Genomic DNA, 22,038 nt, shown 5'->3' with positions numbered 1-22,038 from the left:
GTCGTTACAATTGGCGATGAACCCACAACAGGCGTATGCAAATAACTCGGTTACGACAGCTTCTCCGGGTGAACTAACATTGATGCTTTATAATGGCTGCATTAAATTTATCCGCCTTGCCGAACGGGCTATGGCAGACAAGAATATCGAACAAAAAAATGTGAACATCCAGAAAGCACAGGCCATTGTGCGGGAACTGAGTATTACGCTCAAAACGGATACAGATGTGGCCAAAAATATGCTCGCGCTTTATGAATATTTATACACACGCCTTATTGAAGCGAACGTTCAAAACGATCCGGCTATTTTGAAAGAAGTGGAAGGATTTGTGACTGAGTTTCGCGATACGTGGAAGCAAGTCATTCAAGAAAACCGCCGCATTCAGCAAGTTGGTGCGGGCGGACGTGTGTAATGACGCCGGTTCATGACTGTCATAAAATGACGAGGCGGCTGCTTGATTTATTGGAAGCGGTCGAAAGTAATCGTGACAGTCAAATTGAAGAGACAGAAGGGCTGCTTGACCAGCGTGCGGCCATTCTACCTTCTATTAAACCGCCTTTTACGGCAGAAGAGCAGGTGCTCGGGCGTGAAATTATCCAGATGAATAAAGAGATTGAAGCGCGGCTGAACCGATTGAATAATGCGGTGAAAGAAGATTTAAAAGAAGTCAGTATGAAAAAGCAGTCGATGAATAAATACTCGAATCCGTATGAGGCGCTGCAGACAGATGGTGTTTTTTACGATAAGCGCAATTAAAAATCCGGTGCTGCATAAGCCCGGATTTTTCTGATCATTTAAAAATAGCAAGAACACCTTTCGCGATGTCACTCGTGTCGCCGATTAAAATCTGATCCGCTTGCTGGCGGATGCTTGAAATAGCGAGTTGAATTACTTCTTTTGATACATCCGTATCACTCATTAAAGACAATCCCTTTTTCAAATTGTCTTCGAGTACATTGGCATTTGTTAGTTCATGTTCAATGGCTTCGTAGTAGCTGCCGACTTTTGTTAATTGGCCAGTGACCTGCGTGACGGCGTTTTGAATTTTGGGGAATAGTTTACGTGCTTCTTCAACAGGATCAAGTTTGGCATTTGTTAAGCCAAGTGTTTCAACGTTCGTTTTTTGAAGTTCAATTTGCATCGTTATACCGGAAGCGCCGCCGGCAATTTGAAATTTCTTATCGCTGCCGAACAAGTTAATCGTATTAAATTCCAGTTGATTGGCTGTATCATCAATCGTATCGAGAATTTCATCGAGTTCCATCTGAGCTGCTTTTCGGTCTTCATCGCTTAACGTGTCATTCGAACTCATGACGGCTAGTTCATATCCGCGATGAAGCTGTTTTGTAACATGATTCAACCCCTCGTCGGCAGCGCTGAGAAGCGATAGCCCGTCCTGCATATTGCGCTGTCCCCGTTCAAGGCCGCGTACTTGCGCTTTAATGGTTTCGGAGATGGCGACACCCGTTGGATTCTGGCTGGCTTTGCTGACTTGGGAACCGCTTGAGATTTTTTCCATTGATTTCTTCGCTTGAAGGTTGTTTTTTTCATAACGTGACATGGAGTACGTAAAGCTCTGCAATCTCATTTTGTATTTCACCCTCTATTTATTAAGTCATTCATTATGTTGTATATCGGTCAAAAGACAGAATTATTAACAGCTTTCTAAAAAATATAAGTGGGAAGTGAGTAAGTTGAATCGAAAACAGGCAAGAGAAATGTATGTTCAAAACGCCATTGCGACGGCTTCGCCGGGTGAAATGGCATCTCTTCTTTTACAGGAAAGCATAAAGTGTATGAAAAAAGCGAAAGTTTCAATGGAGGGTTCGAATCGTTTCGAACAAAATCTACATTTGAAGCGGGCGCAGCAATGTGTACTGGAGATTGTTCCTTTTTTAAATGAGAAGACGAAAGAAGGGCAGTCTGTATCGATTGTGTATCGACGTATCAATGCGATGCTTGTTGAAGCGAATGTAAAGAGTGACTTGGTGCTTATTGATGAGGCAGAAAGAATGGTGTCGTCTTTATATCAAGCATGGCAAGATAGCCGCAAGCCACAATAAAATAGTTTGAATATTCGACAAATTATTTCGGAGATTAAGAAGGATTATGAAGGGTATATAAAGAATATTAAGAGTATAGTAAGCTAGCAATTAGTTGAAGGAGGAGTTCTGCATGAAGAACTATAACATTCGTGGTGAAAATATTGAAGTGACTCCGGCAATCCGTGAGCACGTAGAAAAGAAAATCAGCAAGCTGGAGCGTTATTTCACCGAAACTCCTAATGCGAATGTGCATGTGAATTTGAAAGTATATAACGATAAAAATGCAAAAGTGGAAGTAACGATTCCAATGAAAGAGCTTGTTCTTCGCGCTGAGGAACGCAATCAAGACTTATACGCAGCGGTTGATTTGATTATCGATAAACTGGAGCGTCAAATCCGCAAACATAAAACAAAAGTAAACCGTAAGTTTCGTGAAAAAGGCGAGCCGCAAGATTACTTTGCTATACTGTCAGACAATGCGCCTGCTGAGGAGCAAGATGATGATCTTCAAGTTGTGCGCACAAAACAGTTTGAATTGAAACCGATGGATGAGGAGGAAGCCGTTTTGCAAATGAATTTGCTCGGTCACAGCTTCTTCATTTATACAGATGCTGCATCTGATAGTACAAACATCGTATACAAACGAAAAGACGGCAAATATGGTTTAATCGAAACAACTTAAGGGAAGTGAAAGAAGTCCGCTATGGCGGGCTTCTTTTTTATGAGGGCTATTCGTGGTATGATTAGTTTCGTGATTTTGCATGAGGGGGAAATGATGAATGTCAATTGGACGGAATGATCTATGCCTATGTGGCAGCGGAAAGAAATATAAAAAATGCTGTGGAAAAATAGAAGGGGCTGCAATCCTGACTGTATTAGTAGAAGAGTGCAGCAATGTGCAGCGTGAACTGATCGATTATGCGATGGAAAAACATTCAGCGATGCTGAAAAAACAATTCCAGCCGCTTCTTCAGACGTATGAGACACTGCGTAAAAATGAGCAGGTGTTTCTCGTGACATTTGAAATTTGGGCCATTTTGACACAAGTATTGAAAGGGAATGAAACCATTTTAACGGAGTTTGTGAAGCGCCGTGTTCCATCTATTACACGGAAACGGACAGCAGAAATTGTGGCATCATGGACCGATTACCGCTTTATGGCTGGTGTCATTGAATCATGTGAAGGGAATATGTATCACGTTCGTGATCTATTAACGGATGAAATGTACACCATTCGTGCGCTTAAAAGTGTGTCGCTTGAAGGGGCATTTGTAACGGGTGCGCTTTTGCCGCATGAATCCGACTATACGTTTTTTATGACCGATTTTCATTTTGAGCCTGCACGTGTCGGCGCGATGACGAAAGCCGTTCGAGAATTGTACGAAGCTTCTCCGTATGAAGATACACAGTCGTTCTTTACAAACATGTTCATGGCGATGATGGAGCGACTATTTAATCTATATGAAGAACAGCAAAATGTAGTGGATGTACCCGCGTTAACGTGGTTGAAAGACGCTCACTCTACGACTGCTGACCATATTGTCGAATCGTTTGAACAGGAAAAAATTGAGCAGCCGATTGTACAAATGGCTGTATTGCTCTGGAATTATTACTGCAGCAAAGAAGATCCAACTGTCCGCAAACCAGAAGTCTTTACAGCAGCACTTCTGTCATTGATGCAATCGCACGGTATTCTGGATAAGGAAGAATCGAAAGCGGCCATTGCCAGCCGATATTCGATTTCCGCTTCAACACTATCGAAACGATTGAAAGAAATGGAAGTCGTGCTTCAAGAAAAGCTAAAACCTGCGGCAGAAGTGGATCAGGCGAGGCAACAGTAGACCATATAAGTGTACGCCTCCTTTTAGAAGTGGTAATATTAAATAGGAAAATTGTAAAGGTTTTACCCTGTTGAACCTGAAAAGGAGCGTTTATAAATGGGTTTATTAGAGAAAGTATTTGATGCGAATAAAAAAGAAGTAAAAAAACTCGAAAAAATGGCAGACAAAGTAGAAGCGTTTGCTGATGATATGGCGGCGCTTTCGGATATTGAGCTAAAAGCAAAAACAGTTGAATTTAAAGAGCGCTACCAAAAAGGCGAGTCGCTCGATCATATGCTGTCGGAAGCTTTTGCCGTTGTGCGGGAAGCGGCGAAGCGTGTGCTGGGGCTTTATCCATATAAAGTGCAGTTAATGGGTGGGATCGTCCTTCATGAAGGAAACATTTCTGAGATGAAAACGGGTGAAGGGAAGACATTGACGGCGACGATGCCAGTGTATTTAAATGCGATTTCTGGTAAAGGAGTCCATGTTATTACGGTCAATGAATATTTAGCGTCCCGTGATGCAGAAGAGATGGGGCATCTGTATGAATTTCTCGGTTTGACGGTTGGTTTGAACTTAAACAGCTTGTCAAAAGAGCAGAAAAAAGAAGCGTATGCGGCGGATATTACGTACGGAACGAATAATGAGTTCGGTTTTGATTATTTGCGTGACAATATGGTGCTGTATAAGGAACATAAAGTACAGCGGCCGCTTCACTTTTCCGTTATTGATGAAGTCGACTCCATTCTTATTGATGAAGCGCGGACACCTCTTATCATTTCCGGTCAGGCCGCGAAGTCAGCACAGCTGTACCTTCATGCTTTTTCATTCGTTCGTACGTTGAAAGAAGACGATGATTTTACCGTTGATATTAAAACGAAAAGCGTCCTTTTGACGGAAGAAGGAATGACGAAAGCAGAGAAAGCATTCGGCATTGAAAATTTATTTGATTTAAATCATGTTGGGCTGAATCACCATATTGTGCAAGCGCTAAAAGCACGTGTGACGATGCATCGCGATGTTGATTATGTTGTGCAGGATGGTGAGGTCGTCATTGTAGACCAATTCACCGGCCGCTTAATGAAAGGACGCCGTTATTCTGACGGGCTTCATCAGGCGATTGAAGCAAAGGAAGGCGTCGATATTCAAAATGAAAGCATGACGATGGCAACAATTACGTTCCAGAACTACTTCCGTATGTATGAAAAACTGTCCGGTATGACCGGTACGGCGAAAACGGAAGAAGAAGAGTTCCGCAATATTTATAACATGCGTGTTGTGGCAATTCCGACAAACCGTGAGATTGCCCGTGATGACCGTGCGGATTTAATTTACGCATCCATGAATGGGAAATTTATGGCCGTTGTAGAAGATATTTATGAACGATATCAATTAAAGCAGCCCGTTCTTGTCGGGACGGTGGCGATTGAAACGTCTGAATTGATTTCAGCTCACTTGAAGAAAAAAGGCGTTCCTCATAACGTGTTGAATGCAAAAAATCATGAAAGTGAAGCGGAAATTATTTTAAATGCAGGTCAGCCTGGTGCGGTGACGATTGCAACGAATATGGCTGGACGTGGAACGGATATTAAGCTGGGTGAAGGTGTAAAAGAGCTCGGAGGCCTGGCTGTTATTGGTACAGAACGTCATGAATCTCGCCGGATCGATAATCAGTTGCGCGGGCGTTCAGGTCGTCAAGGAGACCCGGGTGTGACACAATTTTATTTGTCAATGGAAGATGAATTAATGCGCCGCTTCGGCTCGGATAACATGAAGTCGATGATGGAAAAGCTAGGCATGGATGATTCACAGCCGATTCAAAGTAAAATGGTGTCACGTGCAGTTGAATCTGCCCAAAAACGTGTGGAAGGCAACAATTTTGATGCCCGAAAACGTCTTCTTGAGTATGATGATGTGCTTCGTCAGCAACGCGAAATCATTTACAAACAACGCGATGAAGTGCTGGATTCAGAAAACTTGCGCACGATTATGGAAGAAATGGTTACAAAAGAAATCGCTTCAACCATTGCTGTGCATGCGAACGATGGAGATGAAGCAGAACTATTTGATGTGTCAGGCATTACAGATACCGTAAATGCGAACTTGCTTGAAGAAGATGCGCTTACAGAAGAAGAACTGCGTGGCAAAGATCTGGATGCGATAAGCGGTATTATCTGGGATAAAGTTGCAGCACGTTACGATGCACGTGAAGAACAGCTTGGTTTCGAGCAAATGCGCGAGTTTGAAAAAGTCGTTCTTCTTCGTGCAGTTGACTCGAAATGGATTAACCATATCGATGCGATGGATCAGCTTCGCCAAGGTATTCATTTGCGGGCATACGGACAAATCGATCCGCTTCGTGAATATCAAAATGAAGGCTTTGCCATGTTTGAAGCGATGATTGAAGCAATCAACGCAGAAGCGTCGAAATACGTCATGAAAGCGGAAATTCGCAGCAACCTCGAGCGTCAAGAAGTCGCGAAAGGCCAAGCGGTTAATCCGAAAGAAGATGAGGGCGTAAAAAAGAAAAAACCACTTCGCAAAGCACCGGAAATTGGCCGGAACGAACCGTGCCCATGCGGAAGCGGTAAGAAATATAAAAACTGCCACGGGCTACAAGAATAATCAGCTCATTCGCGCACCAAAATAGAAATTTGAATAGAATAGACTAGATTCATGCAAATCGAAATGGTTATGCATGCATGTACCGATCAAACTAAAAATTAACAGAGGTGTATCATATGGAATTATTTGAAATTCGTAATGAGCTAGACAATTCAGCCGGAAAACTGGCGGACTTCAGGGGGTCTCTTTGACTTAGAAAATAAAGAGACCAGAATGGCCGAATTGGAAGAGCGTATGACTGACCCAGAATTCTGGAATGACCAGCAAGGTGCTCAAACCGTTATTAATGAATTAAACGGCTTGAAAGACCTCGTCGTTGAATATAAAGATATGGTGGAAACACATGAAAATCTTGAAATGACCCATGAGTTATTAAAAGAAGAAAACGACGAAGACTTGCACAAGGAACTTTCCAATGAAATGAAAGAATTTATGAAGCGTCTTGCAGATTATGAACTTCAGATTCTTCTCAGCGAACCGCATGATAAAAACAGTGCGATCTTGGAGCTTCACTCGGGCGCAGGCGGCACGGAGTCGCAGGACTGGGCGTCCATGTTGCTGCGTATGTATACACGCTGGGCAGAAAAACGCGGCTTTAAAGTCGAAACACTCGATTATTTGCCAGGTGATGAAGCGGGCGTCAAAAGTGTCACACTTCTTATAAAAGGTCATAACGCGTACGGTTATTTGAAAGCGGAAAAAGGGGTTCACCGCCTCGTCCGTATTTCGCCATTTGATTCATCAGGCCGGCGCCACACGTCTTTTTCATCGTGTGAAGTCATGCCAGAATTTAACGACGAAATCGAAATCGAAATTCGTACAGAAGATTTGAAAATCGATACGTACCGTGCGAGCGGCGCCGGCGGTCAGCATATTAATACGACAGACTCCGCTGTTCGGATTACACATCTTCCAACAAACGTTGTCGTGACGTGTCAAACAGAACGTTCACAAATTAAAAACCGCGACCGTGCGATGAACATGCTGAAAGCAAAATTGTATCAGCGCAGACTGGATGAGCAGGCAGCAGAACTGTTGGAAATTCGCGGTGAACAAAAAGAAATTGGCTGGGGAAGTCAGATTCGTTCGTACGTCTTCCACCCTTATTCAATGGTAAAAGACCACCGTACAAATGAAGAAACAGGGAACATTCAAGCGGTGATGGATGGCGATCTCGATAACTTTATCAACGCATACCTTCGTTCACGTATATAAAAAATTCAAGTGCTGTTATTCATGACAGCACTTGTTTCAATCATGGTTTTTTTTCTGAAAAGAGGGAAAAGTGAAATCGTACCAGTTTTGTCATTTTAGCAAATGATTTAAATCTGGCGAAATTGGTATACTAATGAAGGCACGATAAACCATTTTCAAGAGGGGGCTTTTTAGAATGGAATTGAAAAAATCATTGCTTGCGCTCATTCTCGGTTCATCCGTAGCACTTGCGGCATGTGGCGGTGGAAATGACGCGGCGAAGGACACAGAAGAAGCTGTTGATGAAGTAGAGCAAAACACAGAAGAAGCCGTTGATGAAGCGACACCGAAAGAAGATGCCGGTGACGCGACTACAGCAGCAGCCGGTGAAGAAGTGTACAAGCAAAGCTGCATAAGCTGTCACGGCGAAAATCTTGAAGGCGGATTTGGACCGGCACTTGATAAAGTGGGTGCAAAGTACAGCAAGGATGAGATTTTAGACATTATTCATAATGGTAAAGGGCAAATGCCGGCAAACGTCGTTGAAGGCGAAAATGCGGAAGCTGTTGCCTCATGGCTAGCAGAGAAAAAATAATAAACAAAAAAAGGGTCTATCTCAAACGCATGGCGATTGGGAAGGCCTTTTTTTATGTATAAAAAACGGCACCCTTGCCATCCTACGGAAAAGGGAGTGTGATCTGTATGGCAGTTTGGCGGAGCGGTGAGGATAGTCCATTTTCTCTATCAGCGGCCGAGAACACGAAGCATCAGAGTAGTGATGGCGGTCCATCTTCTCTATCAGCGACCGAGAACACGAAGCATCAGAGTAGCGATGGCGGCTCTTTTTCTCTTTCGGCGGCTGAAAATACGAAGCAACTTATCGATCTACTCGGTAAATCAGGAGATCTAAAAGAGCGGACCTTTTCATTTGAAAAAGCGGAAGGCCGGCTTTTGTATTTTGAAACTATCGTAGATTCAGCACGAATTGAAGAAAGTATTCTCCGCCCTCTTTCGGAAACAGACAGGCAAAATGCGGAAGAAGCACTGACGGTTTTGGAACGGGAGGAAGCAGCGGATCCAGACAAAGCACTCGCCGCATTAATGCAAGGGAAAGTGCTTCTTTTCCTTGAAGGACGTCCGATATGCATCGCGTGTGGTGTGGAAACATTTTTCTTACGCAGCATTATGGAGCCAGCGAATGAAAAAGTAATCCGCGGCTCCCATGATGGCTTCGTTGAAAGTTTAAACACGAATATTGCCTTAATAAGAGAGCGAATTAAACATCCAGGACTGATGATCGAGTATGTCCAACTTGGACAGAAAACAAATACGCGTGTCGCGATTATATATGAAAAAGAAATCGCCAATCCAGAGCTTGTCGAGGAGCTAAAGCGGCGTGTGAACAGCATCGATATGGATATGATGTTTGATCCTGGGTTTTTGGAAGATATGGTCGAAGATTCAACGTTGTCTCCATTTCCGCAAGTATTGCAGACAGAGCGTCCGGACCGGGCGATCGCAAATGTAATGGACGGAAGAATTTTACTGTTCGGAGATGGGAGTCCGACGTGCATCATCATGCCGGTGACTTTTTTTGCTCTTTATCAGTCTCCAGATGATTACAACGCCCGCACCATCCCCGGCTCTTTTTACCGGCTGCTCCGGTTTATTTCCTTTTTCATCGCGATCCTGCTTCCGGGTTTGTATATAGCCATCGTTGGCTATCACTTTGAAGTGTTGCCGCCCGATCTGATTTTAAATATAAAAGGGGGCGTTCAGACGATTCCGTTTCCACCGCTCATTGAAGTACTGTCGATGGAGCTCGCCATTGAAATCATACGGGAAGCCGGTGTGAGACTTCCGACCCCAATCGGACAGACCATCGGGATCGTGGGCGGTATCATCATCAGTGATGCTGTTGTCAGCGCAGGGTTTGCCTCACGTACAACCGTTATTGTGGTGGCGGTCACAGCGATTTCGTCCTTTGTCGCGCCGTCAGCGGAAATGAGTACAGCCACGCGGCTTATTCGTTTCCCGTTAATGATCTTGGCTTCTTTATTTGGTTTTTACGGGCTTATGTTTGGAATAGTGGCCCTTGCTATTCACTTATGTAAGCTTGAATCACTAGGCAGGCCTTATTTTGCGCCAATGGCTCCTTTTCGTCTGAAAGACCTGCTAAGAGATACGTTTATAAAACAGTCTGCTTGGAAGTTGAACACACGGCCGCTCGACAGTCGTCCAATTAAAGAAGACGCTGAGTTCCGTTCAAGAGAGTGGGCGAAAAAATGAAATCACCTGCAACGATTTCGCCTGTTCAGCTGTTTTTCATTCTGTTGCAAACGCAGATAGGCGTTGGCCTTTTATCGCTTCCTTACACGGTTCACGAGGAAGCAGGAAAAGATGGATGGATTGCCGTTTTGCTTGCAGGTTTGTTCGTACAAGGAGGCATTGCACTGATGTGGCTGCTTTCGTCGCGTTTTCCAGGGCTCACCTTGTATGATTTTGCCCCGCTTCTTGTCGGGAGAATCATCGGTACGGTATTGACGATGATGTATACGCTTTTCTTTTTCGCAATGGTTTGCCATCAGCTGTCTATGTTTCTTGCCATATCATCAAACTGGGCTTTTCCACGAACACCGCATGTCGTCTTTGCCGTATTGAGTATCGCGGTGGCGGTTTACCTTGTAAAAGAAAACTTGAGAGTGATTGCACGGTTTCATGTCCTGGCTTCTTTTTTACTCGTGTCTGTTTTATTTGTGTTCCTTCCTCTCATTCCACACTTCGAGATACAATACTTGTTGCCAGTCGCCTCAAACGGAGTGGAGGCCATTATGAAAGGCAGCGGGAAAACGGTTAATGCGTTTTCAGGATTTGAACTTTTACTTTATTTGTACCCTTTTACGGAAGGATCAAAAACAGCTAAATGGAAAGCAGCAGCCGGTGCGAATGCGGTCGTTACAGTGATCTATGCGTTCCTCGCTTTTGTCGCCTCTGCTGTATTCACTTCAAAGGAAATGAAACTCACTCCGGAGCCGGTTTTATATGTGCTGAAAGAAGTCGAACTGATTGTCGTTGAACGGATTGATCTTCTCTTTCTGACGATATGGGCTGTGTTTGTTCTGACGACGATTATGAGTTATTTGTATGTGGCATCGACTGGACTGACACACCTTTTGAAGGCGAAGGAGCACCGGAAATCGCTCTATGTGTTGGCTGTTCTCGTTATTCCAATCGCCATTGCCAATGAAAATCGGGAGGAACTGATGGAGATTGGGGGTAAACTCAATAACGTGTCCACGATCTTTCTCTTTTTCATCCCGATCGTACTTCTGATTGTTGCGTTGATCCGAAAAAAACGGGAGGAATCGGTGTGAAAAAATGGGTTGGATTAGGGCTTTCCTGCCTGCTGTTGGCAGGCTGCTGGGATGAACGTCAGCTAAAAGATCAAAATATTCTCTTCGGGGTAGCAATCGATGCGCCTTCAAAAGGAGAAATAACATTGACGTATGCTATTCCACAATCGGGCAGCGAATCGCAGCCGGCCAGTACAAAAAAAGTCATATCAGCAACGGGACGAACGGTTAAAGAGAGTGCAAATAAAATCGATCATAAAGTAGGTGCCAGTACGGAAATCGGAAAAGTACGTGTTGTACTACTTAGTAAAGAATCCGTTCAGCAAGACATTTATTCGCTGCTTGATACCTTCTATCGGAATGCCTCAAGCCCGCTGAATGCCAAAATAATTATTACGGAAGGGGAGGCAGAATCATTTTTTAGAAATGAACTAGAAGGAGAGCCGCTGTACAGTAACTATTACGCTTCGATGATTAAAAGTGCTGAATCCCTTGCACAGGTGCCGAAGACGAATATACAGCTATTCGCTTCGCCGCTTTTGGATGAAGGCGAAGATGCGATGGCTCCACTCCTCAAGTTTAACAAAGAAGAGAAGGTCGCGGAAGTAATGGGAACGGCTCTTTTTCATAATAAACATATGGTCGAAGAATTGTCTGTAGCTGAAACGACCGTTTTACTTTTAATGAAAGACGAAAAGGGGAAAGAGGCTTTTCTGACATATCCAGTGGAAAAAGAGGAGAGTATTACGATTCGGGTTGAAAAAATGAAACGGAAAATGAACGTCCACGTGCCAAAGGACGGGCCGGTAACGGTTGATCTATCGTATCAATTGAGCTACCGTGTGACAGATTATCCGCCAGATCATTTAGAGGATAAAAAAGTGGTGAAAAAAGTGAACAAAAAACTGTCGGACCAAATCGAACAGTCGATGGAAAAAACGATGGACAAAATAAAAGAAGCCAATTCAGATGTATTGGGCATCGGGCGCAAGGTGAACGCAAAAGATCCGGACCGGTTTAAACAATTAAAATGGGAAACCGCCTATCCAGAAGTGAACGTCAAGATTCATGTGAAAGCGGAGCTTATCGAAAGCGGCATTACGTTCTAACGTCATACAGGTCATTAAATATGGAACAGAAACATACGATGCATTTTCTGCTTTTTTAAAAGCGTATGGAACAAAATAGCAATGAAGAACCTATTAAAAAACGTCCATGAGGGCGTTTTTTAATAAAAAAAGTTGACTAATCACAAGTTTTCCAATAGGATTTAATTAACTGATGAGTCAGTTAAGGGGGGTGAACTCAAACTATGGAAAACGAGCAACAGGATTCCTCAACGATTGATCGAAAGGAGCAACTTTTAACCATTGCGCTGCAAATGTTTGCGCAGCAAGGGTATCATAAAACGAAAATTTCTGACATTGTCGCTGCAGCAGGCGTTTCACAAGGTACGTTCTACTGGCATTTTAAAAGCAAAGAAGCGATTGCAATGGAAATGATTCAAACAGGACGAGAACAAATTTTATCTGTTATATCAAAAGGGTATCGATCAAATTCCGGTACTGTTCAGGATTCCGTTCAGGCATCAAAGGAACTATTTGAACAATTATTTTTCTTTGCGGAGAATAATCGTTATTTCATGGAGCTGCTCTTTCGGGGAATCCGGTCCGAACGGATACTTCAAAAGATGATTGATCAAACGCGTTTTGACATTGAACGATCTTTTTCTAAAAATATCCAACGTGCCATTGAACTAGGTATCCTTCCGGCGGCAAAAGATCCAGCTCTTCAAGCTGCTTTATTAATGAGTCTAGTAGAAGGCATTATTGCGCGATGGCTTTTTAATAATCAAGAAAGCAGTGCAGCGATTCAAGAAATGACAGCGAAGGAACTGGCTTCAGAAATAGTCCGTTTTGAGTTTTTTGGTTTATTGGGTATTTAAATACTAGTCAACTACCCATCACTTAAACCCTAAAGGAAACTACATCACCAATCCTTCGAAAAACTATAAACAGGTAAGTTTCAAAAATATCAGACGTTTACGACATCTGAATAATTGGGAATACCTAGTGATCAAAGAAAAAGCCGTTCATTTCCCACATACATTTGGTTGAGGAAAGGGACTTCTGGCTAAATTCATTAAAAAAAGGAGAGAAAAGAAATGAAAAAACAATCTTCATTCTTTACTGTATTTTTACTTGTAACGGTTTTTGCGCTTGTATTAAGTGCGTGTAGTTCGGGTGGAAATGAGTCATCAGATGGCGGGGAGCAAGCAGAAAAAGATTTACTTCAAACAATTAAAGATGAAGGTGTTATGAAAGTGGGGGTAATGGGTACATATCCTCCATACAACTTTTTGAGTGAAGACAAAGAAATGGACGGGTTTGATGCAGATATCGCTAAAGAACTGGCAAAGCGTCTCGGTGTAGAAGCAGAGTTTGTCGCACAGGAGTTTTCGGGCATTATCCCTGGCCTACAATCAAAGAAATTTGACGTTGTTGTCAGTCAGATGACGATTACTGAAGAGCGCAAAGAACAAATGGATTTTACAGCACCATACATTAAAAATGAAGTGAAAGTCATTGTGTCTAAAGGAAATGATTCGATTAAAGGTGTAGAAGATTTTGTTGGTAAAAATATTGGTGTTGGTCTCGGTACAAACGATGAAACGTTTTTACGTACGGAGCTTCTTCCAAAAGTAGGAGAATTCAATATTAAAACGTATGATGATGTCGTGACGTCATTAAAAGACCTTGATGCAGGTCGTATTGATGCAACGATTAACAATATTTACGCTCTTAAACCAATCGTTGAAATTAATGGATTTGACATTAAAGCAGTGGGTGAAGCAGTGAAGTCGGACGAAGCGGGTGTTGCGATCCGTAAAGGAAACGAAAGCTTTTTAGAAGCACTTGATCAAGCGTTGGCTGAAATGAAAGAAGATGGAACGTACAACGAAATCTTCAAAAAATGGTTTGGGGAAGAGCCATCTAACTAATTTTTGAAGTGGGAAGGAATTCACTATGGAACTGATTATCGAAAACCTGCCCTTTTTGTTGAAAGGTGCGTATTACACGTTATTAATTACCGTTGTGTCTATGTTTTTTGGCTTAATTATTGGCATTATTACAGCGATTGCCCGGCTTAAAGGCAATCGCTTCTTTCAAGGAATCGCACGGGTATACGTATCGATTATTCGTGGAACGCCGCCCCTCGTTCAAATTGTCATCGTTTATTATGGGCTTGTTGATTACGGCATTACACTCGGCCCATTAACGGCTGCTTATATCGCCCTTAGTATAAACATAGGCGCGTATGTATCAGAAACATTCCGTGGAGCGATTCAAGCCATTCCAAAAGGCCAGACAGAAGCAGCCATAGCAACAGGGATGACGGAGTGGCAGGCGATGAAGCGAATTATTTTGCCACAGGCGGTGCGTGTAGCGATCCCGCCTCTTGGAAACACATTTATCGGTATGCTGAAAGAAACGTCACTCGTATCCGTCATTACTGTAACGGAGCTTTTACGGTCCGCTCAGCTTTTAGTTGCTCAATATTATGTGTATATGCCATTTTATTTAGCAATTGCGGTTATGTATTGGATTATGAGTACAGCGTTTTCGATGATATTGAATAAAGTGGAGAAGCGATTATCCATTTATTAATAACGGTGGTGATGGAATGATTAAAATGTATGGAATATCTAAACACTTTCAAGATAATGAAGTGTTAAAAGAGATTAATATGGAAGTCGCTAATCGTGAAATTGTAGCGGTACTCGGTCCAAGTGGTTCGGGGAAAAGTACCCTTTTACGCTGTATTAATGGTTTGGAGGAAATCAGCTCTGGAAGAATGGATGTAAATGGTACTATGGTCGATGCAGCAGCTTCTAAAAAAACACGCCAAAAAAATGTACAAGCGATTCGGTTGCAGACAGGGATGGTTTTTCAGCAGTTTAATTTATATCCACATAAAACAGTAATCGACAATGTAATTGAAGCACTCATTACGGTCAAAAAAACCCCGAAAGAGAAGGCCGTTCAAAAAGGAGAGACACTTCTTAAGCGTGTTGGATTGATGGATAAGCGAAATGTATATCCATCCCGTCTGTCAGGAGGTCAGCAGCAACGTGTCGCGATTGCGAGAGCTCTTGCGATGGAACCGGCCATTATGTTGTTTGATGAACCTACGTCGGCTCTCGATCCAGAGTTAGTCGGCGAAGTGCTGTCCGTTATGCGTGAACTTGCCAATGAGGGAATGACGATGATGATCGTCACACATGAAATGAAATTTGCACGGGAAGTCGCAGATCGAATTTTGTTTATGGCGGACGGACGTATTGTGGAAGATGCCGCTCCAGCCCAATTCTTTTCTTCTCCGCAAAGCGAGCGGGCGAAGAAATTTTTACATCAAGTCATGGACAATTAATAAAGAGAGAGGTGATCCACATGCAAGTAAAAGCCATTTGGAATGGTGGACGATCTTTTTCAGCTTCCGGTCCTTCGGGATATGAGATGAATATGGACGCGACACCGGTTTATGGCGGTGAGGGAAAAGGAAATACACCGACTGAAATGCTGCTTGCTTCGTTGGCAGGGTGCATTGGAATTGATGTGACAATGATTCTAAAACCTCACCTTGAAGCAATTGACAGCATTGAAATCGAAGTAGATGGAACAAGAAAAGAAGAGCTACCGACTGCGTTTACCGGCGCGGCGGTGACGTTTCACGTAAAGGGAGATATAACACCGAAAAAAGTATGGCGGGCCATTAAACTTGGAAAAGAAAAATACTGTGCTGTTTCTGCTTCTCTAAAGGCAGATATCACCTTTAAATTGGTGTTAAACGACATTGAAGAAGAACCCATTTAAAAACGTCCATCCGGGCGTTTTTTTTTGTTGAAATAAAGAGAATTGTGTTACAGCGTGAAATGAATCTGTAACATATTCTTTTCATTGTGACAAATGAAAGGATGCTATAATGTTTTGGGAGTCGAAAACAGGGTAATTGTGTCGGCTAAATAAAGAAACAAGGTGATTCAATGATCGAAATGCAAGGTGTGACAAAAAAATATCCGAACGGGGTCACGGCGCTCTCGGGCGTTGATGTCACAATTAAACAAGGCGAGTTTGTTTATATCGTCGGTCCGAGCGGTGCCGGGAAATCGACGTTTATTAAATTAATTTATCGTGAAGAAAAGCCGTCAGAAGGCAATGTCATTGTTGGCGGTATTAGTATAGTTGCACTTAGACAGCGTTCCATTCCAACATTGCGCCGTCAAGTCGGCGTTGTCTTTCAAGATTTCAAACTGTTGCCGCTATTAAATGTGTATGAAAATGTGGCGTTTGCACTTGAAGTCATTGAAGTAGAGCCAGCGGTCATTTACAAACAGGTAATGGAAGTGCTTGATCTTGTCGGATTGAAACATAAAGCGCGCATGCTGCCGACTGAATTATCGGGTGGAGAACAGCAGCGCATCGCGATAGCACGGTCGATCGTGAACAATCCGAAAGTGGTTATTGCCGATGAACCGACAGGGAATCTTGATCCGGATACATCGTGGGACATTATGCGCTTGTTTGAAACAATTAATGAACGCGGCACGACGATCGTGATGGCCACGCATAATAAGGAAATTGTCAACACAATTCGCCGGCGCGTGATTGCGATAGAAAATGGACGGATTGCTCGGGATGAACAGCGGGGTGATTACGGCTATGAAGCCTAGAACATTCCGTCGTCATTTCAGAGAAAGTTTTAAAAATTTACGGCGTAACGGCTGGATGACATTCGCAGCGGTATCAGCCGTGACCGTTACATTGCTTTTGACCGGCGTTTTCCTTGTCATCATGCTGAATTTAAACAAAGTCGCAACAGACATTGAAAATGATGTGGAAGTGCGCGTTCATATTAAACTGCTCGCTGAAGAAAAGGATAAAGAGCAGCTCAGAATGCAAATAGAATCTCTACCAGAAGTAGAAAGTGTCGACTATTCTTCTAAAGAAGAAGAACTGCAAAACATGATTAAAGACATGGGTAATGATTTTTCTTTATTTGAACAGAGTAACCCGCTTTACGACGTATTCATTGTGAAAACAGTGCGGCCTCAAGATACACCGAATGCTGCGCGGAAAATAGAACAGTTTGAATACACAGAAACAGCCGTTTACGGTGAAGAAAAAGTGGAGAATTTGTTCAGCTTTATGAAAACAGCCCGTAACATAGGAGTTGTACTCGTAGCCGGGCTGCTGTTCACAGCAATGTTTTTAATTTCAAATACAATTAAAATAACGATTTTTGCCCGCCGGAAAGAGATTGAAATTATGAAACTTGTTGGCGCAACGAACGGATTTATTCGCTGGCCATTTTTACTAGAAGGGTTATGGATTGGTCTGCTCGGTTCGCTTATTCCAATTGGAGCTATTTCCGTAGGTTATTATTATGCAGAACAGGCCCTTACTGCCCGTCTATCAGCTCATTTTATTGAATTCATCGGCTACTTGCCGCTCGTACTGCCGGTAACGGGTTTGCTAATAATCATTGCCATTTTTATTGGCATATGGGGCAGCTTCATTTCAGTTAGACGATTTTTAAATGTATGAGAATAGTAGATACAGGAACGAGAGGGGAAAAGAAGTTGAAAAGACGTTCTTATATGACGCTTGTGATTGCGGCGTCGCTTGGATTCAGCCTCACAGGGGAGGCATCTGCTGCGAAACTTTCTGACCTTGAACAACGCAAGCAGGAGATTCAGTCGCAAAAATCTGGGTTAGAAAGCAATATTAATGAGAAAGAACAACAAATTTCAGAACTTCAGCAGCAGCAAGATCAAATAACAGTAGAAATTCGTAAACTGGATCAAACGATATCTGAAACAGAATCGAAAATTCGCGCGAAAGAAACAGAGATAACAAAAACGAAAGCTGAAATCGAACGCCTTCGAGCTGAAATTAAAGAGTTGAAAATCCGTATTGCCGAGCGGACAGTCGTACTGGAAGATCGTGCGCGCTCTATTCAGCAAAGCGGCGGTTCTGCCAGTTACATAGATGTCTTACTTGGTGCAGAAAGCTTCAGTGATTTCATCAACCGTGCTACTGCTGTAACGACACTGGTAAACGCGGATAAAGATATTTTAGAAGAGCAAGAGAAAGATAAAAAACAGCTTGAAGAAAACGAGCAAAAAGTAAAAGAGCAGCTCGCAAATTTAGAAACGATGCTAAAAGAACTTGAAGCGATGAATGCACAGCTTATTAAAAAACGTACAGCGAAAAACAACGTGATGAAAGGGCTTGTGGCGGATGAGCATGAAGCGCATCATACAAAGCTGAGTCTTGAAGAAGAACAGTCATTGCTTGAATCACAGGAAGCGTCGATTCAAGAAGCGATTAGAGTAGAACAAGTGCGAATTGCTGAACAAAATCGTCTTGCTACAGAAGCGAAACAACGAGCACAAAAAGAAGCAACACAAAGAGCAGCTGCACACAAAGAAGCCGCTCAAACGCCAGCAGCTTCTACAGCAGAGACCGCCCGTTCAACCGTCACACCGACTGATTCCGGCGGCATGTTTATGCGCCCGGCACAGGGAACCTTTACATCCGGATTCGGCACACGCGACCTTGGCGACCACAAAGGTGTCGACATCGCCAACAGCGCGAGTGTCCCGATTGTAGCAGCGGCAGACGGTGTAGTTAGCCGCTCGTATTACTCAGATACATACGGAAATGCGATCTTTATTTCTCATTCTATAAACGGTCAAATATACACGACTGTTTATGCTCATATGTCAGAACGTATTGTGCAGGGCGGCAGCGTTCAAAAAGGCCAGACCATTGGCTACATGGGGAACACCGGCCAGTCATTCGGTCAGCATCTTCACTTTGAAATTCATAAAGGCCCATGGACACTTGGCAAAGAAAACGCCGTCGATCCAGCTCAATATATTAGTTTGTAAATGTTTAAGGGGTTGTCTCAAAAGAAATAATTGAGACAACCCTTTTTGTATGTAACCACATCGTATAACATAAATTTCTTCTTTTGGGGGAACAATGAGAATCGTGAACTGTTTGTTTAATTTTATGAAATAGTGGAGAGGTGAATCGGTTGAACGTCTTAAATTATGTAGCTTTCGCGATGATTGCCATATTATTTATCCTTTTTATATTCATGCTTTTTGGTTGGCGTTGGATAGCCAAACGAATGGTTAAAAAAATGGGGAAAATTGTTTTAACAGACAGCTATCAAGAAAATATTATGGAATTAATGCCAGGCCTGCGGCATATGGGCATTCAAAATGTACTTGAAAACAGCTTGCGTTCAGAAACAGGAGATCTCCTCCATCGTCCAATGGGCTCTTCGAAAAAATGGCCGCATTTTGATCCGATTACCTTTATCCCCGCACAGACAACACCGTTTCCAATAGATGGTGAAGAAGATGTAGACACGAAAGTAACGATTGGTCCAAAAGCAAAAAAACCAATGGAAATAAAAGTTCCGTTTATGATCAGCGGGATGGCTTATGGGATCGCACTTAGTGAAGAAGTGAGGCTTGCTTTGGCTAAAGCAGCTACAAATGTAGGAACAGCTATTAATTCTGGTGAAGGGGGCGTGTTACCAGAAGAGTTAGACACAGCAGATAAGTTTATTTTACAGTTTTCGAAAACAAAATGGGCAAAAGAAGAGGACGTTATTAAGCGGGCGGATATGATTGAAATTAAATTAGGACAGGGTGCGTTATCTGGGATGGGCGGAAAGATCTCGCCTAAAAATTTAACAGGTCGTGCGCGTGACGTGATGGGCCTTAAGGAAAATGAGGATGCCGTTATTTTTGAAAATTTTTATGAAAATCAAACATTAGAAGATTTGAAAGGACTTGTTGAAAAACTGCGGAACCTATCAGGCGGTGTACCCATTGGTGTGAAAATGGGAGCCGGTGGTAAAATCGAAGAAGATATTGATCATGTATTAAGCATGGGTGTTGATTACATTGCGATTGATGGGGGACAAGGGGCCACAATGGGGGCACCGCCCATTTTATCTGATGACTTTGGCATACCGACATTGCATGCGGTTGTCCGGGCTGTTAATCATCTTGAAAAGAGAAAAATGAGAGATCAAGTTAGTTTAATTATCTCAGGCGGGATGTTTACTCCTGGACACTTTTTAAAAGTTCTCGCACTCGGTGCCGATGCTGTTTATTTAGGATCTGTTATGTTATTTAACGTCTCACATGGTCAAGCATTGAATGCACTGCCATTTGAACCGCCTACACAAGTTGTTTGGAATCACGGGAAATATAGGAACCAATTTAAGCTTGAAGAAGGAGCAAAATCAGCAGAAAAATTTTTAACATCATGTACGGAAGAAATAGAAACTGCATTAAGGGCAATGGGAAAACGATCTTTAAAAGAGCTGTCAAAAAAAGATTTAGTATCTTATGATCAATTGACCGCACAAATGGTTGGCATTCCATTTTCATTTGAACCTTTTGAGAAGACAGACAAGTCACTTGTGAAGACAGACAAATCTCTTGTGAAGACAGACAGTAAGAGAAATGTAGTATTTGGGAAAATAAAGTTAAAATAAGGGGTTGGCGATCGGATAGGCCGGCCGCCCTGCCGAGGATTCACCTCCTGCATATTCTGTAAGAGTAGGGAGCGGGGAGGTGGATTGGCATGAGTGGACATAAAGAAAATAATTTCGGCGGTGGCTACGCATTGATTGTTGTTCTGTTCATCTTGCTTATTATCGTCGGCGCAGCGTACATTGGCTGGGGAAGCTAATACATGAAGGCCGCTAGACAAGCGGCTTTTTTTATTTTTTATCCATAAATATATGAAATGATCATAAATAGATCATATGATAATATAGTAGAAGGAGACGATATGGAATTTATTCAAATTGCTAATGTGACAATGCCTGTTCAACAGCTAGCTGCTATCATTGCCTTGTTTGGCGCTTGGCTATACGTGCGTATTCAATACGGAAAATCGTTCGCGGACCGCTTTGGTAATACCGCTTTTTTATTCGTGATCGTCTGGAAATTCAGCATCATTCTTTTTCAATTCCCGCTCGTCTTACAAGCACCGATATCTATTCTCTATTTTAACGGAGGCACATACGGATTCTGGCTGGGACTTGCTGTCGCGCTTTTATATGCTTATATCAAAAAAATGCCGTCTTTTAAAATGGCGGGAGCGTGGGCTTCAATCATCGTCTTGTATCCGCTCGCTTCGTCCGCATTGCTAGGTACGTGGACAGTTTGGATCTTCATACAAGCAGCAGGAAGCATTCTCTTTTTCTTTGTGGCGAAAGAAGGACTAGAGCGCGCACTCACATTGCTCTTATTTTGGCAGCTGCTCTTTTTATCAGCAGAAGGCCGTCTTATTGGGATGGAATCACTCGTATACATAATCGTCACAGCCTATTTTATTATTTGGAGGAAGAAAACATGAACAAAAAATGGTTTGGTGTCCTCTTGCTGGCCTTCTTAATTGGGATTGCTGGGTTTAATTTGTACAGCGACCGGAAAGATGTCACGGAAATTGAAAACACCGGGATGGCCGTTAATGACGACGCAACAGGTATTGCGCAAGGCGAAAAAGTACCTGATTTCACCGTGAAAACGCTGGATGGCAAAGAAGTAAAGCTGTCTGACTATGAAGGAAAAAAAGTGTTTTTAAATTTCTGGGCAACATGGTGTCCACCATGTAAAGCGGAAATGCCGCATATGCAGTCTTATTATGATGAGAAGCCGGAAAACATCGAAATACTCGCGATTAATTTAGAAGAAAGCAGCAAGAAAATTAGTGAATTCGTCGATCAGTACGGATTAACGTTTCCGATTTTAATGGATGAAGACGGAAAGGTATCGGAAACATTTGAAGTGTATACGATTCCGACAACGTACGTGTTAAACGAAGACGGCACCGTCTACCAAAAAATTATCGGTCCGATGGATGAACCGATGATGAAAGAATTAATGAAAGAGTAATCCGT

24 protein-coding genes are annotated in these 22,038 nt (G+C 42.8%); 23 read left to right on the top strand and 1 reads right to left on the bottom strand.

Annotated elements, in window-relative coordinates:
• Positions 1 to 16 precede the first annotated feature (16 nt).
• Both fliS (A3M5_RS0115055) and fliT read left to right on the top strand, forming a co-directional pair.
• Positions 17 to 412, top strand: a complete 396-nt coding sequence (gene fliS / locus A3M5_RS0115055; RefSeq protein ID WP_034286910.1) for a flagellar export chaperone FliS — start codon at positions 17 to 19, stop codon at positions 410 to 412.
• The gene (gene fliT / locus A3M5_RS0115050) at positions 412 to 756 is read left to right on the top strand and encodes a flagellar protein FliT (protein WP_018394607.1); all 345 of its coding nucleotides are present in this window, start codon (positions 412 to 414) and stop codon (positions 754 to 756) included. The genes fliS (A3M5_RS0115055) and fliT overlap by 1 nt, the downstream gene beginning before the upstream one ends.
• A 34-nt stretch (positions 757 to 790) precedes the next feature.
• Here the strand turns inward: fliT and A3M5_RS23070 are convergent, their stop codons facing one another.
• On the bottom strand, positions 791 to 1,588 hold the full coding sequence (locus tag A3M5_RS23070; RefSeq protein ID WP_018394606.1) for a flagellin: 798 nt from the start codon (positions 1,586 to 1,588) through the stop codon (positions 791 to 793).
• A gap of 106 nt (positions 1,589 to 1,694) precedes the next feature.
• On the opposite strand from A3M5_RS23070, the gene fliS (A3M5_RS0115040) reads away from it, so the two are divergent.
• The 21 genes from fliS (A3M5_RS0115040) to A3M5_RS0114940 all read left to right on the top strand — a co-directional run bounded on the left by fliS (A3M5_RS0115040) (position 1,695) and on the right by A3M5_RS0114940 (position 22,033).
• A complete protein-coding gene (fliS, locus tag A3M5_RS0115040) occupies positions 1,695 to 2,063 on the top strand; it encodes a flagellar export chaperone FliS (RefSeq protein WP_018394605.1) in 369 nt (122 codons plus the stop codon).
• Between the two features lie 112 nt (positions 2,064 to 2,175).
• Positions 2,176 to 2,727, top strand: coding sequence for a ribosome hibernation-promoting factor, HPF/YfiA family (gene hpf, locus A3M5_RS0115035; RefSeq protein WP_018394604.1), 552 nt, complete (start codon positions 2,176 to 2,178; stop codon positions 2,725 to 2,727).
• A gap of 97 nt (positions 2,728 to 2,824) precedes the next feature.
• Complete coding sequence (locus A3M5_RS0115030) at positions 2,825 to 3,886, top strand: SEC-C metal-binding domain-containing protein (protein WP_018394603.1); 1,062 nt, start codon at positions 2,825 to 2,827, stop codon at positions 3,884 to 3,886.
• 96 nt (positions 3,887 to 3,982) lie between these two features.
• Positions 3,983 to 6,493, top strand: coding sequence for a preprotein translocase subunit SecA (gene secA / locus A3M5_RS0115025; protein ID WP_018394602.1), 2,511 nt, complete (start codon positions 3,983 to 3,985; stop codon positions 6,491 to 6,493).
• 116 nt (positions 6,494 to 6,609) lie between these two features.
• A protein-coding gene (prfB, locus tag A3M5_RS0115020) for a peptide chain release factor 2 (protein ID WP_155894724.1) occupies positions 6,610 to 7,708 on the top strand; the annotation gives its coding sequence in 2 pieces (ribosomal slippage) (positions 6,610 to 6,681 and positions 6,683 to 7,708; 1,098 coding nt in all).
• Between the two features lie 181 nt (positions 7,709 to 7,889).
• Positions 7,890 to 8,282: a cytochrome c551 gene (cccB, locus tag A3M5_RS0115015; RefSeq protein WP_026221750.1), complete on the top strand. Its 393-nt coding sequence runs from the start codon at positions 7,890 to 7,892 to the stop codon at positions 8,280 to 8,282.
• Positions 8,283 to 8,389: 107 nt separating this feature from the next.
• The gene (locus A3M5_RS0115010; protein ID WP_018394599.1) at positions 8,390 to 9,976 is read left to right on the top strand and encodes a spore germination protein; all 1,587 of its coding nucleotides are present in this window, start codon (positions 8,390 to 8,392) and stop codon (positions 9,974 to 9,976) included.
• Entirely contained in the window at positions 9,973 to 11,061 is a 1,089-nt protein-coding gene (locus A3M5_RS0115005) for a GerAB/ArcD/ProY family transporter (RefSeq protein ID WP_018394598.1), read from the top strand. The genes A3M5_RS0115010 and A3M5_RS0115005 overlap by 4 nt, the downstream gene beginning before the upstream one ends.
• The gene (locus A3M5_RS0115000; protein ID WP_018394597.1) at positions 11,058 to 12,149 is read left to right on the top strand and encodes a Ger(x)C family spore germination protein; all 1,092 of its coding nucleotides are present in this window, start codon (positions 11,058 to 11,060) and stop codon (positions 12,147 to 12,149) included. Before A3M5_RS0115005 ends, A3M5_RS0115000 begins: the two co-directional genes overlap by 4 nt.
• Positions 12,150 to 12,352: 203 nt before the next feature.
• A complete protein-coding gene (locus A3M5_RS0114995; RefSeq protein ID WP_018394596.1) occupies positions 12,353 to 12,985 on the top strand; it encodes a TetR/AcrR family transcriptional regulator in 633 nt (210 codons plus the stop codon).
• A gap of 219 nt (positions 12,986 to 13,204) precedes the next feature.
• The gene (locus A3M5_RS0114990; protein WP_018394595.1) at positions 13,205 to 14,041 is read left to right on the top strand and encodes a transporter substrate-binding domain-containing protein; all 837 of its coding nucleotides are present in this window, start codon (positions 13,205 to 13,207) and stop codon (positions 14,039 to 14,041) included.
• A gap of 25 nt (positions 14,042 to 14,066) precedes the next feature.
• Positions 14,067 to 14,708 carry an amino acid ABC transporter permease gene (locus A3M5_RS0114985; RefSeq protein ID WP_018394594.1) on the top strand — a complete coding sequence of 214 codons (642 nt, stop codon included), beginning with the start codon at positions 14,067 to 14,069 and terminating at the stop codon, positions 14,706 to 14,708.
• 16 nt (positions 14,709 to 14,724) lie between these two features.
• A complete protein-coding gene (locus A3M5_RS0114980) occupies positions 14,725 to 15,471 on the top strand; it encodes an amino acid ABC transporter ATP-binding protein (protein WP_018394593.1) in 747 nt (248 codons plus the stop codon).
• Positions 15,472 to 15,491: 20 nt separating this feature from the next.
• The gene (locus tag A3M5_RS0114975; RefSeq protein WP_018394592.1) at positions 15,492 to 15,914 is read left to right on the top strand and encodes an OsmC family protein; all 423 of its coding nucleotides are present in this window, start codon (positions 15,492 to 15,494) and stop codon (positions 15,912 to 15,914) included.
• 170 nt (positions 15,915 to 16,084) lie between these two features.
• Positions 16,085 to 16,771, top strand: coding sequence for a cell division ATP-binding protein FtsE (gene ftsE / locus A3M5_RS0114970; RefSeq protein WP_018394591.1), 687 nt, complete (start codon positions 16,085 to 16,087; stop codon positions 16,769 to 16,771).
• Positions 16,761 to 17,645: a permease-like cell division protein FtsX gene (gene ftsX / locus A3M5_RS0114965; protein WP_018394590.1), complete on the top strand. Its 885-nt coding sequence runs from the start codon at positions 16,761 to 16,763 to the stop codon at positions 17,643 to 17,645. The genes ftsE and ftsX overlap by 11 nt, the downstream gene beginning before the upstream one ends.
• A 35-nt stretch (positions 17,646 to 17,680) precedes the next feature.
• Positions 17,681 to 18,994 (top strand): murein hydrolase activator EnvC family protein, encoded by a 1,314-nt coding sequence (locus tag A3M5_RS0114960; protein WP_018394589.1) that lies wholly within the window; start codon positions 17,681 to 17,683, stop codon positions 18,992 to 18,994.
• Between the two features lie 179 nt (positions 18,995 to 19,173).
• A complete protein-coding gene (locus tag A3M5_RS0114955) occupies positions 19,174 to 20,625 on the top strand; it encodes an FMN-binding glutamate synthase family protein (protein WP_034299398.1) in 1,452 nt (483 codons plus the stop codon).
• Positions 20,626 to 20,714: 89 nt separating this feature from the next.
• Positions 20,715 to 20,822, top strand: coding sequence for a YjcZ family sporulation protein (locus tag A3M5_RS24870; protein WP_018394587.1), 108 nt, complete (start codon positions 20,715 to 20,717; stop codon positions 20,820 to 20,822).
• A gap of 102 nt (positions 20,823 to 20,924) precedes the next feature.
• A complete protein-coding gene (locus A3M5_RS0114945; RefSeq protein ID WP_018394586.1) occupies positions 20,925 to 21,494 on the top strand; it encodes a hypothetical protein in 570 nt (189 codons plus the stop codon).
• Entirely contained in the window at positions 21,491 to 22,033 is a 543-nt protein-coding gene (locus A3M5_RS0114940; protein ID WP_018394585.1) for a redoxin domain-containing protein, read from the top strand. The genes A3M5_RS0114945 and A3M5_RS0114940 overlap by 4 nt, the downstream gene beginning before the upstream one ends.
• Positions 22,034 to 22,038 lie beyond the last annotated feature (5 nt).

The sequence above is a fragment of the Bacillus sp. 37MA genome (assembly GCF_000372765.1).
Classification (GTDB): domain Bacteria; phylum Bacillota; class Bacilli; order Bacillales; family Domibacillaceae; genus Domibacillus; species Domibacillus aminovorans.
Note: the sequence above shows the minus strand (reverse complement) of the source record. Positions and strands in the feature narration are given on the sequence as shown.

Bases quoted from the DNA above. Each gene is read 5' to 3' on its own strand.
- A3M5_RS0115030 (WP_018394603.1), top strand. From the start codon at position 2,825: ATGTCAATTGGACGGAATGATCTATGCCTATGTGGCAGCGGAAAGAAA.
- A3M5_RS0114985 (WP_018394594.1), top strand. From the start codon at position 14,067: ATGGAACTGATTATCGAAAACCTGCCCTTTTTGTTGAAAGGTGCGTAT.
- A3M5_RS0115010 (WP_018394599.1), top strand. From the start codon at position 8,390: ATGGCAGTTTGGCGGAGCGGTGAGGATAGTCCATTTTCTCTATCAGCG.
- A3M5_RS0114980 (WP_018394593.1), top strand. From the start codon at position 14,725: ATGATTAAAATGTATGGAATATCTAAACACTTTCAAGATAATGAAGTG.
- fliS (WP_034286910.1), top strand. From the start codon at position 17: ATGAACCCACAACAGGCGTATGCAAATAACTCGGTTACGACAGCTTCT.
- A3M5_RS0114955 (WP_034299398.1), top strand. From the start codon at position 19,174: ATGATTGCCATATTATTTATCCTTTTTATATTCATGCTTTTTGGTTGG.
- A3M5_RS0115005 (WP_018394598.1), top strand. From the start codon at position 9,973: ATGAAATCACCTGCAACGATTTCGCCTGTTCAGCTGTTTTTCATTCTG.
- A3M5_RS0114995 (WP_018394596.1), top strand. From the start codon at position 12,353: ATGGAAAACGAGCAACAGGATTCCTCAACGATTGATCGAAAGGAGCAA.
- A3M5_RS0114940 (WP_018394585.1), top strand. From the start codon at position 21,491: ATGAACAAAAAATGGTTTGGTGTCCTCTTGCTGGCCTTCTTAATTGGG.
- secA (WP_018394602.1), top strand. From the start codon at position 3,983: ATGGGTTTATTAGAGAAAGTATTTGATGCGAATAAAAAAGAAGTAAAA.
- hpf (WP_018394604.1), top strand. From the start codon at position 2,176: ATGAAGAACTATAACATTCGTGGTGAAAATATTGAAGTGACTCCGGCA.
- A3M5_RS0114945 (WP_018394586.1), top strand. From the start codon at position 20,925: ATGGAATTTATTCAAATTGCTAATGTGACAATGCCTGTTCAACAGCTA.
- A3M5_RS24870 (WP_018394587.1), top strand. From the start codon at position 20,715: ATGAGTGGACATAAAGAAAATAATTTCGGCGGTGGCTACGCATTGATT.
- A3M5_RS0114975 (WP_018394592.1), top strand. From the start codon at position 15,492: ATGCAAGTAAAAGCCATTTGGAATGGTGGACGATCTTTTTCAGCTTCC.
- fliT (WP_018394607.1), top strand. From the start codon at position 412: ATGACGCCGGTTCATGACTGTCATAAAATGACGAGGCGGCTGCTTGAT.
- A3M5_RS0114990 (WP_018394595.1), top strand. From the start codon at position 13,205: ATGAAAAAACAATCTTCATTCTTTACTGTATTTTTACTTGTAACGGTT.
- ftsX (WP_018394590.1), top strand. From the start codon at position 16,761: ATGAAGCCTAGAACATTCCGTCGTCATTTCAGAGAAAGTTTTAAAAAT.
- A3M5_RS23070 (WP_018394606.1), bottom strand. From the start codon at position 1,588: ATGAGATTGCAGAGCTTTACGTACTCCATGTCACGTTATGAAAAAAAC.
- ftsE (WP_018394591.1), top strand. From the start codon at position 16,085: ATGATCGAAATGCAAGGTGTGACAAAAAAATATCCGAACGGGGTCACG.